Origin of the sequence: Bacillus sp. FSL R5-0576, from assembly GCF_038004765.1 — a bacterium.
Taxonomy (GTDB): Bacteria; Bacillota; Bacilli; order Bacillales; family Bacillaceae; genus Bacillus; species Bacillus subtilis.
Map to the genome: position 1 here is coordinate 2,016,278 of NZ_JBBORU010000001.1, position 15,168 is coordinate 2,031,445.

The following is a 15,168-nucleotide window of genomic DNA, read 5'->3' on the forward strand; positions in this document are numbered from 1 at the left end:
GTTCTCAAATTTTCTTCGGACCGCACGAAAAAAGAGACGTTGTTTCATGTCTCTTTTTTCATGACTTATCGGTTTTTTTTCGGTCTCGCATACCGAATGTAAACACCATCACACTTAGGAACAAGGCACAATAGGAAACATTCAAATACATTTGATCCATGTCTTCAGCAGTCAGATGATGATAAGCAAGCCAGCCGAAGTACAGGGAAAATGTAAAAGATAATAAACTGAAATACTGGTAAATCCGTTTCATTTTCAGTCACCTCTATTGTTTGGGATGGTAATAGGAAAACTCAATTTCATCTTTTTCTAAATTTATCTTATCCGCTTTGACATACATTCCATTCGTTAAAGGCATTTCTGACAAACGCACTTCAATGCTTTTATCTCCGGGGTGAACATGGACAAATGACGGCAATTCATAAAAGCTGTCCATATAATTTAACACAAAGCTAATTGGTATACTCAATTTCCCTAACGAAAATTTCGTGACATTCAGCTCTACATCACCGTTTTTTTTCACGGTCGGCTCAAAAGCGATAAACGCATCAATAGACGTGGAAAATGCCTTGATTTTCCCTGCGACATGAACATCATCATCAATCTCTACTTTATAATCAAGCTTGTTTGATGCTTTGTCGTTTAAATATGAGTTAACAAACGCAGCTAATGATTCTTTTGTGCTTGTCACTTGAAATCCATACTCGCTCTCAGATGAATCCTTCACCTGAGCCTGTTCCCCCGGGAGCAAAACAAGTGCCACAAACCCGGCGGCGAGGATAAAATTGATTGCAAGCAATATAAAAAACAGTCGCTTCCACTTATTCATGCTGTCACCCTACTCTTTCGGTAATCCTTCTTTTTTAATGGCTTGATAGACGCGCTTTGCGATAAGAGAATAACCCGTACCATTAGGATGAAAATCATCTTCCTCAGAAATTCGGCTGCTGTCACTTTTTTGATTGAACAAATCTTCGATATGAACGATTTTTGCATGTTTATCTTTTTTCAGCTCTTTTTCAGCAATATGGTTCCAATCCGTGACGACACCATTTATTTCATTTAGTTCTGATAATGTAAACGTAAACGGATTGTACATGCTAACATAAATCAGCTCAGCGTGATCATTCAGCTCGCGAATTTCAGAAATGATTTTTTCAAAGCGCTTTTCGTACGGTTTTTCCGCTTCCTGAAACGGTTCAACGGTTAATTGCAGAAAGTTTTGGCGAAGGATTTTCATCAAATCATTACCGCCAATTGTAAAAAAGACATAATCTGCGTCCTTTATGCCTTTTTGAACCTTTTTATCTTTTAGTTTTTCTAATAAATCATCCGAACGGTTCCCTTTTACGGCATAATTTTTCACGTCGACCGTTTTGACTTGTTTATCTGACCGGATAGAATCCGCCACCTTGCCGACATATCCCTTTCCGTCGGGATCTCCGACTCCTTCTGTCAGCGAATCTCCGACAGCCGCTATGACAATGTGTTCTTTTGTTTTCGTTTCATGGGCTTTTTGTTTTCCCTCAGATGATGTACGTATGCTCGTACACGCAGTAAGAAGCAAAATCAAACTGGCCATGATTGAAAAAATGCGCAGCTTCAATCTTGTTGCTCCTTCCCATTCTACTAGTGGAAAGTGTATCATGTTTTAGAAGATTTGCAAATGCCTAGTCTCTTAGCTTACTTGAGTGTACTGGCTGACTTCACATCGGAAATGATATCATCGTACGGTGTATTCTCCACTCCATTGTAATCTTTCAGCACCTTACCGTCCGGACCTACCAAATAAAAAGAAGATTGATGAATCACTTGGTCCTCTCCCTCCGGCTTCTTTACGATCGCTTTAAAGCTCTTAAGTGCGAACTCCTCAATCTCACTCTGGCTGTATCCCGTGAGAAAATCCCAGTTATCAAAAGATAATGGATAATTTGCGGCAAATTTCTTCAGCTGTTTCGGCTTATCGTTTTCTGGGTCAACACTAAATGATATGATGCGGACGTCTATATTTTCAGCTTTCAGTTTTTTTTGCAGATCGGTCATATGAGCGGTCATCGGCGGACATACAGTTTCACAATTGGTAAAAATAAAATCCGCCAGCCATACTTCTCCTTTTAAACTCTCTAAAGAAACGTTCTTGCCGTCTTGGTTTTGAAATGTAAAAGGCTCCACCTCGTAATTGAGCGGATTTTTAATCTGCTGTCCTCCGCATGCACACAAAAACAGAAAAAACAGCCCAGCCGTTAACCCCTTGATAACCTTCATGACATCCACCCTTTCCAGCCAGCATAAAAACGCTTTCTAAAACTGTCCTTACTGTCCAATGTTTGTATTCGATACTGAGCAAAAAAAATCCTGCATGCCTCCCCATTAACGATTACAAAGGAGGACATACAGGTAAAAAACGGCATGTTACGCGTTGTGCTTTAACATCTCTTGATGAAATACAGCCTGATAATCTGCCCACTTCATCCGGCGCTTCATATAATGTCGGAAAGAATACACTTTTGCCCTGCTGTTTGATGAAAACACTTCTTTTAAGTAGAATTGCAAATGGTGATGTAACATAAAGAAATAGTGCTCATCTTCCTTTAATACAGGTATTTCTGTCACTTTCACCTGAATCCCGTCACCGCGTTTGAACTCTAGGCTTTTGAGTAACAAGCTATCAATCCTCTTTTTTGTTTTTCTTCTATTATATATGATGCCAGCCGGGCTGTCTGTCATTTTGCGCGGTTGTGTAAAAAAATTAGATCAGCAAATGGAACAAGTCCTCATCCTTGTTCACCTCTACATAATGAAACGGTTTTTTGTTCATCCGTTCAATCAGCGGCCCATAATCGGCTTTGTTCTGCAGCTCGATGCCGACAAGAGCAGGTCCGTTGCTTTTATTATTTTTCTTCGTATATTCAAATCTTGTAATGTCATCATTCGGCCCGAGGACTTCGTCAAGAAATTCGCGGAGCGCCCCCGCTCTTTGCGGAAAGTTGATGATAAAATAATGCTGAAGACCTTCAAAAATCAAGGAACGCTCCTTCATTTCCTGCATTCTTCCGATATCGTTATTCCCCCCGCTGACCACACACACCACATTTTTTCCTTTGATTTCATCCTTGTACAAATCAAGCGCTGCGACAGAAAGAGCTCCGGCCGGTTCAGCAACAATCGCACATTCGTTATATAATTCAAGAATGGATGTACATACTTTTCCTTCAGGCACAAGGAGAATGTCATCAACGACAGTTTCCAGCGTCTGGAAGGTTTCCTCGCCAATTTTTTTAACAGCCGCCCCATCTACAAACTTGTCAATTTTATCAAGTGTGACGACATGCCCAGCTTTGTTTGATTCAAAGTAGGATGCCGCTCCCGCCGGCTCAACAGCAATTACCTTTGTATCAGGAGACACGTTTTTCAAATATGTACCTGCCCCAGAGAGAAGGCCGCCGCCTCCGACACTTGCAAAAAGAAAATGCGGTTCTGCATCAATGTCGTTTAAAATCTCGACTGCGAGCGTCCCCTGTCCGGCCATCACATCCGGATCATCGAACGGATGGATAAACGTCCGAGATTCAGCCTCACAGCACTCAACGGCGCTTTTATACGCGTCGTCAAACGTATCACCTGTCAAAATAATATCGATAAATCCTTTTCCGAATAGTTCAACTTGAGATACTTTTTGTCTCGGTGTAGTAGACGGCATAAAAATTTTCCCGTGAATGCCAAGATGTTTACACGAAAATGCCACACCTTGAGCGTGGTTTCCGGCACTTGCACACACAACTCCGTTCTCTGTCTGCTCGCTGGAAAGCTGTTTCATTTTATGATAAGCCCCTCTGAGCTTAAAAGATCTGACAACTTGCAAGTCTTCACGTTTTAAATAGATATTGCATTCATATCTCTCAGAAAGTCTGTCATTCCTCTGCAAAGGTGTGTGAATGACAACGTCCTTTACGTTTTGGTGAGCCTTCAAAATGTCTTTCACTTGGATGAGAGAGTTTTCTTTCAACAACGGTTTCATGTACAGATTCCTTTCTTGTTTTAAATCCCTATTTAATATGCCATTATAACATGAATATTCAAAAAATAAGACAATTATTTTTATTTAATAATTAAAAAAATACAGACTATGTCCACCACATCTTGTGGTAACTTCTGTTCAACCATTATCCTGCAGAGCCAAGAAAAAAGATGATCGTAAAATAAAGGGTGTTTTCAACCAAAAGGCATGATATAATGAAACCAATTAGAACCAAAAGGAGCCAATTGATGAATAGTGCACCAAAACTCAATACATTTCAACATCTAATCGGAGAACATCAAACTTTCCTGGAAGCGAAGCGAATCGCCAAGCAGTTCTCGTTATCGGAGCTTCCTGTCTTAATAACAGGAAAAATCGGAACAGGCAAAAATCACTTCGCACATGCCATACACTTGGAATCTTCGAGAAGCAATGAACCGTTTATAAGCGTCAATTGCAGCACCCATTCGGAAGAAACCCTTATTCATGAGCTTTTTGGCCCTAACGGAAACACAGGTGTTTTTCAAAAAGCAGTACGAGGAACCCTTTTTCTTGATGATGTATGGCGCATGCCTGCTTCTGTACAAGCTCAGCTGTTAAAAGCGCTTGATTCAGACACGGAGAAACCGCGAATGATCTGTGCTTCTGCAGACCGATCCGTGGAACATACCTTCAGGCAAGACTTATTCTACAGACTGAACATTTTAACGCTCACACTGCCCGAATTATCGGAACGAAAAAGCGATATTCCGCTTTTGACACAGCATTTTCTCTCAAATTCCGGTCAGCAATTGTTAATCGATCCCTCCGTTTTTCCCGTGCTTGAGAAGCATGCATTTGAAGGCAATGTCAGGGAATTAAAAAACGCTGCAGATTATATGGCGGCAGTATCAAGCGGAGGAACGATTCAGCCATATGACCTGCCGCCATATATTAGAGGCGCGATAGACGGAAAAACGTCGAAGAAAAAAGCGAAGCTGCTGACTTTAATGGAAAAAGCTGAGTTTTTGTTTATTTTGGAAACAATAAAAGTATTGAACGAAAAAGGAGAACCTGCCAGCAGACGGATCATTTCTGAACACAGCAAAAATACCCAAACCTCGTTAACTCCTCAGCAGGTCAGAAGCCGTCTCGACTATTTGGAGAAAAAAGATTATGTCACCAAAAGCCGCGGACGCGCAGGCACAAAAATTACCTTTGAGGGCTTGAGCTTTATAGAGACGTTAAAAAATCAAATGATCTAGCGATCGAAAGGAGAATGTACTTGTTTACAATCAAAGAAGAGATCGCCAATGCGATTACACACGGCATCGGTGTCCTCTTATCCATCCCAGCATTAGTGTTTCTAATCATATTTGCGGCTAATTACGGGTCTGCATGGGACATTGTCAGCTTTACAATATTCGGTGTCTCTATGCTGCTGTTATATTTGAGCTCCACCCTGCTTCACAGCATCACACATAAAAAAACGAAGGACATTTTGGAGATTATTGATCATAGCGCGATTTATGTACTCATCGCCGGAACCTACACGCCTTTTTTGCTTGGGCCGCTGAAAGGCACACTCGGCTTTACCCTGTTGGTTATCGTATGGTCACTTGCCCTAGGCGGAATCGTTTTTAAAATTTTCTTTGTGAAACGGTTTATCCTATTGTCAACCTTCGTGTATTTAGTCATGGGGTGGCTGATGATTATTGCAGTTAAACCTTTATATGCTTCACTGAGCGGAGCGGGATTCAGCCTCCTTTTTCTCGGCGGCATTTTATACTCTGTCGGAACCATCTTTTACATTTGGAAAAAGATCCCCTTCCATCACGCCATTTGGCACAGCTTTGTATTGGGCGGGAGCGCTGCCATGTTTTTCTGCGTGCTCTTCTATTGTGTAAAGGTGCCGTTCCTTTCGTAGCAGTAACAGAAAAGCGCAGTCTTCACGACTGCGCTTTTTTATGCACGTAATTGTTTTTCATTGGCAGGTATATAAGCTTTTGAAAAGGACAATTCAATGTCTGCCGGTTTTAAGCGTTTAAAAAACGAGCCCTTTTGCATGTTATCTGTTCCTTTCGTTTCCACCATCACCAACGGAAGATGATAGCGGGCCGCAAGTTCTATAGGATCAATAGAACCATCTAGTGAAAGAATCAGGCTTTGTCCCTTTTCCAGCTGTTTTGTCACATCTTCATATACCTTTTCTGAATCACCGTCTGAAATCACATCCATCCGATCCAGCCATTGCCCGATAAAAGGCAAGCGGAACACTTTTGGGTTGGCGATAAAGCCGGCCGGTTCCTCAATATATCCAGCAATTAAGGCCAGTTCAGCCAAACGCAAACGGGGATGCACATACAAAACAGGACCGTGTGGTATTGGCTCTGGCTGATGGATTGTCACAACTGAACCGGAGATGCCGATACAGCCTTCCAAAAACGCCTTTGGCTGTTCGTACACAAGAGTCATCTGTTTTTTGTATGACAGACGGGGATCGAGCATTGTTTGATTAAATAATTGTTTCATATTTTTTAACAGCATATACACAATATAAACCACTAGAAGGCTGTAGCGAACCAATTAAAATCCTCCCGCTTTAGAAGAATTCTTTTTTTCATACATTAGAAATTCGTAATCATACGGGTTTTTTTCGTCTTTGATCCCCTGCTCAGAAGAAACCAGCTTCCAATTGGATTCATCAAATTCAGGGAAATGACGGTCACCCTCAAACTCGTGATGAATTTTCGTCATATACAGTCTGTCCGCATAAGGGAACAGGTCCGTATAGAGCTGAGCCCCTCCGATCACAAAGCATTCTTCAGGGCCTGAACAAATGTCCAGTACATCCTTTAATGAACTGACAACCGTGCATCCCGGAAATTCTGAATCCGGCGCTGAGGTAACGACAATATTTTTCCGATTTGGAAGCGGACGTCCGATCGATTCAAATGTTTTCCGGCCCATAATGATTGAATGGCCCGATGTTATTTTCTTAAAGTATGCAAGATCATTGGGCAAATGCCACGGCAAATCATTGTCTTTGCCGATAAGCCTGTTGGCATCCATCGCAAAAATGAATGAAATCATACGCTGACCGCCCCTTTTATATGAGGATGCGGATCATAATCCTCGATGATAAAGTCCTCAAATGCAAAGTTGAAAATAGAATCAACCTTTCTGGCGAAACGAAGCTGTGGAAGCGGTCTAACATCTCTTTCCAGCTGCAAATTGACTTGTTCAATATGATTTTGATAAATATGAACATCACCAAACGTATGGATGAACTCGCCCGGTTCAAGCCCAGTCACATGAGCAATCATCATGGTTAGCAGGGCATAAGATGCAATATTAAACGGCACACCTAAGAAAACATCGGCAGAGCGCTGATACAGCTGACAGGACAGCTTGCCGTCAGACACATAGAATTGGAACAGGCAATGGCACGGCGGCAACGCCATTTTATCAATTTCACCAACATTCCAGGCGCTGACGATTAAGCGTCTGGAGTTCGGATTTGTCTTAATATCTTCAATAAGACGGGAAATTTGATCAATGGTTTCTCCATCAGCTCCCCGCCAAGAACGCCATTGGGAGCCATATACAGGTCCAAGTTCACCGTTTTCATCAGCCCACTCATTCCAGATTCGCACTCCGTTTTCCTGCAAATAGCGTACATTCGTATCTCCTTTTAAGAACCACAGCAGTTCATGCGCAATTGATTTAAAGTGGAGTTTTTTAGTGGTGAGCATCGGAAAGCCTTCCCGTAAATTAAATCTCATTTGATATCCGAAAGTGCTGATTGTTCCGGTCCCTGTCCGGTCTCCCTTTTTCTCACCATGCTCTAAAACATGTCTGCATAAATCCTTATACTGTTTCATTTTTTTCATCCTTTAAAAGTAGTCTTCTAGTAGTGTAACACAATAAAAAATCATTTCTGAACCCAGAAATGATTTTTTTATAGTCAGCTGACGACAGGCTTTTCATCCTGTTCTTTTTCTTCATCTTGCAGATCCTGATGCGTATGTGCAATTCTGCTCGCCGCTGCTGCAGCAAGAGCTGCCACAATATCATCCAAAAAGGTGTGAATACCGTCTGGACTTTCATCAAGTTCCTTAATAATTCCAATCTTCTCTTTATCCAAATAACCGAAATTGGTCAAACCGATCGACCCGTACACATTAACGATTGAAAGCGGGATAATTTCATCTATGCCGTAAAGCGGTTCATCCGTTTCAACAAGGTGCTGCAGCGGTTCGGGGAGAAGCTTCTGTTCTGCAAGCTGATCGAGTGCAAGTCCTGTCAAAACAGCATGAATAATTTCACGTTTGTTCAGGACTTTTTCTACATTCTCCATGCAAACACTGAGCGGCAGATTTGGATTGTATTTTCCCTGAAGTTTTTGAACAATCCGCGCAATATCTTCTATCATAACGCCCCGTTTGTTCAGCATATCCTTTGTTATATCGACCATTTCATTCATTGTGTACTTTTTCATGTCTAATGGCATCTCCTTTAGGCACTCATCCAGTTGGGAGGCGTGTTGCGGTCCCAGTAAATGCTCCCAAGCTCATGATGTGATTGAAATCCATCTTCTGCTGTATGATAATGAAAATTAAACCAGTAGCCGTCATGCGGCGGATGGTCTCTTCGCACATGGAATCTGAGAAGATCTTCTCCAGTTGTCCGATTGTAAACGTTGAAAATTTTTTCCGTTTTGCCCGCTGAAGGCATGCTTGAGATCACAACATCTTGGTACGCCTCATCATCTTGCAATGTCGCTAAATATTCACTAATCACATTTTCGATTTTTGGCAGGATCTCTTTCCGATAGTCATCCTCAATGACCGGAGCGATTCTGCTGCCGAATTTTAAAAAGGACTGATCCTCAGCGCTGTCAAGGAGCTGTTCCTTGTACGATTGAAAAAGCAGTTCAGGATTTTGCCTGTCATCCGACTCATCATCGTACAGGTCATGCTCATCATAAAAAGCGGTGTAATCATTCTGCTCAAGACTGCTCGGCTGTCCGGAAGGCTTGTCCGCCATAAGGGCAGCCGGAGGAGATACGAGCCCGAACGTTACAATGGTAAATAAAACCACAAGGGTCTTTCTCATCCACAATTTCATGACTGCTTATTCCTCTCTATTTTATTGTCATGTTTCTCTTATTTTAGCACATCCAAAACATGCAAGTCATGTACTATATGAAACTGATATGCAAATTAGGAGATTCGTTGCTATGCACTTTGTGTAAAAACGCTTACAATATTCCATGAAAGGAGGCTTTCCGCATGATTGACGCTCTGTTTGCCACAGTTTCACTCTTAACATTATTATACTTTGTCGTCATGGAGGTCACCGATTAACAGAAAGCCCGTGATATGAATCACGGGCTTGTTTGAATGACGCCATAATGGAACAGTGCTGTTTTTCTTTTCATGACGTTAAAACCAAACTGTTCAAACCGCGGGCTTTTCCAGTGGTCTTTTAGCACAACGCTTTTTCTGGCGACTCGTACCGCTTCATTGATACATCCTTCGTGTAAAACTGAATCCTCTGCCAAATCACGTAAAGGCGCGATGCCGTCAGAGGTCTCTACAGGTTCATGAAACATTGGATCGAAATAAACCACATCAACAGAGTTGTCAGGAAGCTGTTTGATGAATTCTAAGCAATCACCATTCTTCACCTGGATTCTTCTCATCGCAGCTTGAAGCTCTTCTATACCCGTTTCCCATGAATGCAGCCCCATCCTCACTAAAACAGACACAAGATGGTTTTTTTCAATCCCAACAACAGAACCCGTTTCGCCTACTGCCATACTTGCGATAATGGCATCTGACCCCAGCCCGAGTGTGCAATCTAAAAACGTATCCCCTTCAGATAAGCCGGCAGCCCGAAGCATAGGCTCTTGCTCTCCCTGTAAGAAGCGTTTGGCTCTAAACATCGCTGTATTCGGATGAAAAAAGAATTTGGCACCTTGTTTCGTATACAGCTCAAACCGCTCTTTGCCGACCACAAGCAAATCACGTTCAGCTGACCTCAGCAGGTGTTCAACCGTTTGTTTATTCCGGCCGCAGTATGGCATATTTAGCTCTTTAGAAAGCTGCTTTGCGGTTTTTATGGTGTGTTCAGACGGTCTATAGCTTGTTGTTATCATCTTCTGTACTCCCAAAAAGAAAATGCCCGGAAAACGGGCATTTAGCAGTGCGCATCGAAGGCAGCAGTCAGATTTTTCATGATTTCTTCCATATCGTGTCCTTCAATTTCATGACGCGGAATAAAATGTACGACTTCTTTGCCTTTCAAAAGAGCCATTGATGGTGAAGAAGGCTCCTGGCCAGTAAAATACTCACGCATTTTCGCAGTAGCTTCTTTATCTTGGCCCGCAAAAACAGTCACCGTATTGTCAGGTGTTTTGTCATTCTGGAGGACTGCCTGTGTAGCCGCAGGACGCGCAAGGCCTGCCGCGCAGCCGCATACAGAGTTAACGACTACAAGAGTTGTGCCCTCTGCCTTTTCCATAAAGTTTTCTACTTCTTCTGCTGTTGTTAGCTCTTCAAAACCTGCTCCAGTCAGCTCGCGGCGCATCGGTACGACAAGCTGGCGCATGTATTCTTCATAAGCCATTGACATAAAAAAAGCCCCCTCTAGTATCCTTCATCTGAAGTAAAGGATACTATAGAGAGGGCCGGATTTCAAATGTTCACGCCTTAAAATATAGAAGTAAGTGTCCCCAGCTGTCTAGATTTTCATAATACCGCCGGTGTTGGCACTTGTCACAAGTTTAGAATAACGTGCCAGGTAGCCGGTTTTCACTTTCGGTTCAAAACCTTTCCAGTTCGCTTTTCGTTTTTCCCACTCTTCTTCTGGCACTTGTACATCCAAGATACGTTTTTCAATATCAACGATAATATGGTCTCCGTTTTCAACAAAGGCAAGTGGCCCGCCCTCAGCGGCCTCAGGTGATACGTGGCCGATTGAGAGGCCACGGGAGGCTCCGGAAAAACGTCCGTCCGTAATCAATGCCACTTTTGGTCCGAGTCCCATTCCAACGATTTGGGATGTTGGCGCCAGCATTTCCGGCATGCCAGGTCCGCCTTTTGGCCCTTCGTATCTGATGATGACAACGTCGCCTTCTTTTACTTTTCGGTTGATAATGCCGTCAAGCGCCTCGTCCTGAGAATCGAATACGACAGCCGGCCCTTCGTGTCTTGTAATCCCATTCTGTACGCCGCCTGTTTTAATGATAGCGCCGTCCGGAGCTAGATTACCGAATAAAACAGCAAGGCCTCCCTTTTCAGTGAATGGTTGATCCAGCGGGTGAATGACGTCATAATCCTTTACTTCATGTCCGGCAATGGTTTCTCCAAGAGTTTTTCCTGTAACAGTCAGCGCGTCTAAATGAAGCGCTCCTTCTTTCTTGGAAAGCTCATTCAGAGCCGCTGACACGCCGCCCGCTTCATGAAGATCTTCAATAAACACATCCGATGCAGGCGCCAGCTTGGCCAAGTGCGGCACGCGCTCAGCGACTTCGTTAATGCGTTCTAAAGAGTATTCAACGCCGGCTTCGTTTGCAAGGGCAAGGGTATGAAGAACGGTATTTGTAGAACCTCCGAGCGCCATATCGAGTGCAAACGCGTTATCAATCGCTTTTACTGTAACGATATCACGCGGTTTGATATCTTTGCGAATCGTTTCCATTAATTGCGCAGCCGATTTTCTCACAAACTCTTTGCGTTCCGGAGATGTCGCCAGAATGGTTCCATTACCCGGCAAAGCAAGACCAAGTGCTTCTGACAGACAGTTCATTGAGTTCGCCGTAAACATGCCTGAGCAAGATCCGCACGTTGGGCATCCGAACTGCTCTAGTTCTTGAAGCTCGTTTTCGTTGATTTTCCCTGCTTGATAGGCGCCTACCCCTTCGAATACTGAGGAAAGGGAGATTTTTCGCCCGTCACTTGTTCTTCCTGCCGCCATCGGTCCGCCGCTGACAAAAATCGTCGGAATGTTGATGCGCATTGCCGCCATAAGCATTCCCGGTGTGATTTTGTCGCAGTTCGGAATACAGACCATTCCGTCAAACCAGTGTGCGGATACAACCGTTTCCACAGAGTCTGCGATAATTTCACGGCTTGGCAGCGAATATCTCATACCGATATGCCCCATTGCGATGCCATCATCTACCCCAATGGTATTAAATTCAAACGGCACGCCCCCTGCTTCTCTGATTGCTTCTTTTACGATTTTCCCAAACTCCTGCAAGTGAACATGACCGGGAACGATATCAATGTATGAATTACACACCGCAATAAACGGCTTGCCGAAATCCTCTTCTTTTACTCCTGCTGCACGAAGCAAACTGCGGTGCGGAGCTCTATCGATTCCTTGTGTGATCATATTACTGCGTAATTCTGCCATGGTGATCCTCCTAAATTCTTTCAATTGTTTGATTGGATTTTATTTTGACAATTTTCAGTTTATTTATGAGCTGTTTTTGCAAATAAGATAAATTCAGGCCGCCCTCACCTTGTTTTGTTCTTTCGTGTTTTTATATTTATATAGCTTTCTTTCGATTTGAACCCTCCAACTATTAATATTGTTACTTACTATAAATAGTTTTCGGATATTTTTCAACAATATTCGAAATAATTTTTATAAAAAGTGAATTCACATAAAAAAGGTGCATGATCTGCACCTTTTTTATTTCTATTCGCCTTTTTTTCTGCTTTCCGTCATTTGTTTCCAAACAGAACCTTTTGCTTCTTCTCCATGCTCAATACGTTCAAGCGCCATTTTGACTTGAAGGCTGACCTCAAATTCGGGATCATCTTCGGCAGCGCGCAAAGCTTCAATTGCACTTTCATCGCCGACTTCGTACAGGAACATGGCCGCACGCCAGCGAACAAGCTTGCTGGAGTCGCTTAACGACTTGATCATAGCAGGAATGGCTTGAGGATCGCCGATATCAGACAGGCAGTCTCCGGCCGTTCTTCTGACTGATACAGCTTTGTCCTCAAGTGCTTTATACAATAGAGGAAGAACATCAGGTGTTTCAATCATTCCTAAGTACACAACAGCCTGTCTTCTGATGGACACCTTTGGATCATCCAATGCCTTCTGTAAAACCGGGATATCCTCTTCTTTCGGATCCATCTGTTCCAAGTGTGCATAACGCTTTTTCCAGTCCTCATCATCCAGCATGTCAAGCGTTACTTTATACGCTTTGCGCTGTACAGCTTGTTTTGCTTCGCCCTTTCCTTGAGCGGCTGCTTCAGTCAGTCGTTTCAGCCGTTCATCACTGTATGCCGCCTGAAGCTCTTCTGTCACGTCATGGCCGATTTCATCAAAGTCACCGAATCTGACACCCTGTTCTTTCCAAGCCCGCTCAAACACAACATTGGAAGCTTCAGATCTAAGTTTTAAGATCGCCTGCTGAAAGCGTTCAGGTAAGCCGAAGCGTTCTTCCCGCTCTCCATCGGTTAATTTAACTTGCATAGGAATGCCGCTGAACATCTGCACAAAAACTTTTACCTCTCCAAAAGATTCTTGATCAGAACGATTTTCTTCTGCGCTTTCAGCACTTTCCATCCCAAATGCAGTGCGGACTTGCGGTAAAATGTCTTTCCAGTCGTATCTTGCATTCCGTTCAACAGCAAGAAAATCTGCGACGTGATAGACCCCTTTAACTCCATCTATTTTAAGGATTTCCGCTATAACAGGCGGTGCGCCTTCTGCTTGCTCAAGTTTATAGTTATTGCTTTTGCCCGCCGGAAGCTCTTCCGTTAAGATGACTTTCATTGTATTCGGGCTTGGTGTAGGTTCAATTGATTTTATCTTCATGATCGTCCTCCTATAGCATATCTGTGACTTATTCTATCATAGTCGCTCCAAGCCTTCTATTACGACGTTTTGGCATCAATCCCGGGTATGTCTTTTTCTAATTGGCGGACAAATTGAAGCATAAAATTGTGTCTTTCTTCTGCCAGTTCCCGTGCAGTGTCTGTATTCATCATATCTTTCAGCCGCAGCAGCTTATGAAAAAAATGAGCGTAGGCGCTTTGATCATCTCCATAAAGGCCATGCCCGTTTGCGCCCGCAAACATGAGAACTCGCGCAATGCCGACAGCACCAATCGCATCAAGTCTGTCAGCATCCTGTACGGCTTTTCCCTCAATTGAGAGCGGCTCCTTCGCCAGCTTTTCCCTGTCTCGAAAGGACATCCTTGTTATAATATGAATCACCCTGTCAGCATTCTCTTTTCCTACTCCGAAAAAAACGAGCTGATCATATACTTCGCTCACAGAAAGCCTGACCGTGTCAGGCAGCTTCACATCAATTAAATCATGAACCAAAGCCGCCGTTTCAACAATGAACAAATCCGCTTTTTCCTTTTCTCCAATATACGCTGCAATATCTGCTACTCTTGATACATGATGCCAGTCATGTCCAGAGCTTTCGTCAGTCAGGATAGATTGAACCCATGTCCTGATTTGCTCTGCCTGCTTCAATTCCTTCACAAAAACACCCTCTTTTTATTGCTCTAATAGCTTCACGATATCGTCTTCCAGCTCTTTCGGATTTGTATTTGGTGAATAACGGCCAACGATTTCTCCATTTCTATCCACTATAAATTTCGTGAAATTCCACTTGATCGCCTTAGTTCCCAGCATCCCTTTCGCATGTTCTGTCAAATATACAAACAGCGGGTGGGCATTTTTCCCGTTTACATCCACTTTTGAAAACATAGGAAATGTAACACCGTAATTTGTTTCACAAAATTCCTGTATGTCAGCCTCTTCACCAGGCTCTTGGTTCATGAATTGATTGCAGGGGAACCCTAAGATCTCCAGCCCCTCCTGCTGATATGTATCATATAATTCCTGCAGCTGCTTTAATTGGGGAGTAAAACCGCACTTACTTGCTGTATTCACGATCATCAGTACCTTTCCCGCGAAAGGCTGAAGTGTCATGTCTTTCCCTGTGATTGTACGTACCTTCATATGATAAATAGACATGTAAGCCCCTCCTATGTCCCTGGTGCTGATTATTTTACCTTTTTTAAATCGCAATTCAAAATGTAAACATCAATTAAGAACTCATAAGAAACTTAACAATATGAAACGTCCGTTCATTATCAATTCATATGGCTCATTTTTTATCTTATC

General features: G+C 43.0%; 19 protein-coding genes. 2 read left to right on the forward strand and 17 right to left on the reverse strand.

Annotation, left to right across the window (positions count from 1 at the left end; genetic code table 11):
- Nucleotides 1-58: 58 nt before the first annotated feature.
- The 6 genes from ypmT to ilvA all read right to left on the reverse strand — a co-directional run bounded on the left by ypmT (nt 59) and on the right by ilvA (nt 4,018).
- Entirely contained in the window at nt 59-253 is a 195-nt protein-coding gene (gene ypmT / locus NX903_RS10085; protein ID WP_017696912.1) for a protein YpmT, read from the reverse strand.
- Nucleotides 254-265: 12 nt separating this feature from the next.
- Entirely contained in the window at nt 266-829 is a 564-nt protein-coding gene (locus NX903_RS10090) for a YpmS family protein (RefSeq protein ID WP_015251867.1), read from the reverse strand.
- A gap of 9 nt (nt 830-838) precedes the next feature.
- Nucleotides 839-1,606, reverse strand: coding sequence for an SGNH/GDSL hydrolase family protein (locus NX903_RS10095; RefSeq protein WP_003245956.1), 768 nt, complete (start codon nt 1,604-1,606; stop codon nt 839-841).
- A 77-nt stretch (nt 1,607-1,683) separates the two neighbouring features.
- A complete protein-coding gene (gene scuA, locus NX903_RS10100; protein ID WP_076458040.1) occupies nt 1,684-2,265 on the reverse strand; it encodes a cytochrome c oxidase assembly accessory protein ScuA in 582 nt (193 codons plus the stop codon).
- Between the two features lie 147 nt (nt 2,266-2,412).
- Nucleotides 2,413-2,664 carry a YpmP family protein gene (locus NX903_RS10105; protein ID WP_046381123.1) on the reverse strand — a complete coding sequence of 84 codons (252 nt, stop codon included), beginning with the start codon at nt 2,662-2,664 and terminating at the stop codon, nt 2,413-2,415.
- A gap of 85 nt (nt 2,665-2,749) precedes the next feature.
- Nucleotides 2,750-4,018: a threonine ammonia-lyase IlvA gene (gene ilvA, locus NX903_RS10110; RefSeq protein ID WP_086343993.1), complete on the reverse strand. Its 1,269-nt coding sequence runs from the start codon at nt 4,016-4,018 to the stop codon at nt 2,750-2,752.
- Between the two features lie 248 nt (nt 4,019-4,266).
- Between ilvA and NX903_RS10115 the strand changes: the two genes are divergently transcribed.
- Nucleotides 4,267-5,262: a sigma 54-interacting transcriptional regulator gene (locus NX903_RS10115; protein WP_033884735.1), complete on the forward strand. Its 996-nt coding sequence runs from the start codon at nt 4,267-4,269 to the stop codon at nt 5,260-5,262.
- Between the two features lie 20 nt (nt 5,263-5,282).
- Nucleotides 5,283-5,924: a PAQR family membrane homeostasis protein TrhA gene (gene trhA / locus NX903_RS10120; RefSeq protein ID WP_004398522.1), complete on the forward strand. Its 642-nt coding sequence runs from the start codon at nt 5,283-5,285 to the stop codon at nt 5,922-5,924.
- Nucleotides 5,925-5,962: 38 nt separating this feature from the next.
- Here trhA and NX903_RS10125 read toward each other — a convergent pair whose 3' ends face one another.
- The 11 genes from NX903_RS10125 to NX903_RS10175 form a co-directional block, all read right to left on the reverse strand.
- Nucleotides 5,963-6,583, reverse strand: coding sequence for a lysophospholipid acyltransferase family protein (locus tag NX903_RS10125; RefSeq protein ID WP_024572094.1), 621 nt, complete (start codon nt 6,581-6,583; stop codon nt 5,963-5,965).
- On the reverse strand, nt 6,584-7,090 hold the full coding sequence (gene dfrA, locus NX903_RS10130) for a dihydrofolate reductase DfrA (RefSeq protein ID WP_042976322.1): 507 nt from the start codon (nt 7,088-7,090) through the stop codon (nt 6,584-6,586).
- Entirely contained in the window at nt 7,087-7,881 is a 795-nt protein-coding gene (locus NX903_RS10135; RefSeq protein ID WP_024572096.1) for a thymidylate synthase, read from the reverse strand. The genes dfrA and NX903_RS10135 overlap by 4 nt, the downstream gene beginning before the upstream one ends.
- An 83-nt stretch (nt 7,882-7,964) precedes the next feature.
- On the reverse strand, nt 7,965-8,498 hold the full coding sequence (locus tag NX903_RS10140) for a phosphatidylglycerophosphatase A family protein (RefSeq protein ID WP_086343994.1): 534 nt from the start codon (nt 8,496-8,498) through the stop codon (nt 7,965-7,967).
- Between the two features lie 17 nt (nt 8,499-8,515).
- Nucleotides 8,516-9,127: a YpjP family protein gene (locus NX903_RS10145; protein ID WP_080529448.1), complete on the reverse strand. Its 612-nt coding sequence runs from the start codon at nt 9,125-9,127 to the stop codon at nt 8,516-8,518.
- A 259-nt stretch (nt 9,128-9,386) separates the two neighbouring features.
- Nucleotides 9,387-10,160, reverse strand: coding sequence for a class I SAM-dependent methyltransferase (locus NX903_RS10150; RefSeq protein WP_086343995.1), 774 nt, complete (start codon nt 10,158-10,160; stop codon nt 9,387-9,389).
- Between the two features lie 41 nt (nt 10,161-10,201).
- A complete protein-coding gene (gene brxA / locus NX903_RS10155) occupies nt 10,202-10,636 on the reverse strand; it encodes a bacilliredoxin BrxA (protein WP_003230794.1) in 435 nt (144 codons plus the stop codon).
- A 108-nt stretch (nt 10,637-10,744) separates the two neighbouring features.
- Nucleotides 10,745-12,421, reverse strand: a complete 1,677-nt coding sequence (ilvD, locus tag NX903_RS10160) for a dihydroxy-acid dehydratase (protein ID WP_009967560.1) — start codon at nt 12,419-12,421, stop codon at nt 10,745-10,747.
- A 288-nt stretch (nt 12,422-12,709) separates the two neighbouring features.
- On the reverse strand, nt 12,710-13,843 hold the full coding sequence (locus tag NX903_RS10165; protein WP_086343996.1) for a conserved virulence factor C family protein: 1,134 nt from the start codon (nt 13,841-13,843) through the stop codon (nt 12,710-12,712).
- A gap of 59 nt (nt 13,844-13,902) precedes the next feature.
- Entirely contained in the window at nt 13,903-14,520 is a 618-nt protein-coding gene (gene hdhQ / locus NX903_RS10170) for an Mn(2+)-dependent (deoxy)ribonucleoside pyrophosphohydrolase (RefSeq protein WP_086343997.1), read from the reverse strand.
- A gap of 15 nt (nt 14,521-14,535) precedes the next feature.
- Nucleotides 14,536-15,018 carry a glutathione peroxidase gene (locus tag NX903_RS10175; protein ID WP_015383916.1) on the reverse strand — a complete coding sequence of 161 codons (483 nt, stop codon included), beginning with the start codon at nt 15,016-15,018 and terminating at the stop codon, nt 14,536-14,538.
- Nucleotides 15,019-15,168: the final 150 nt, after the last annotated feature.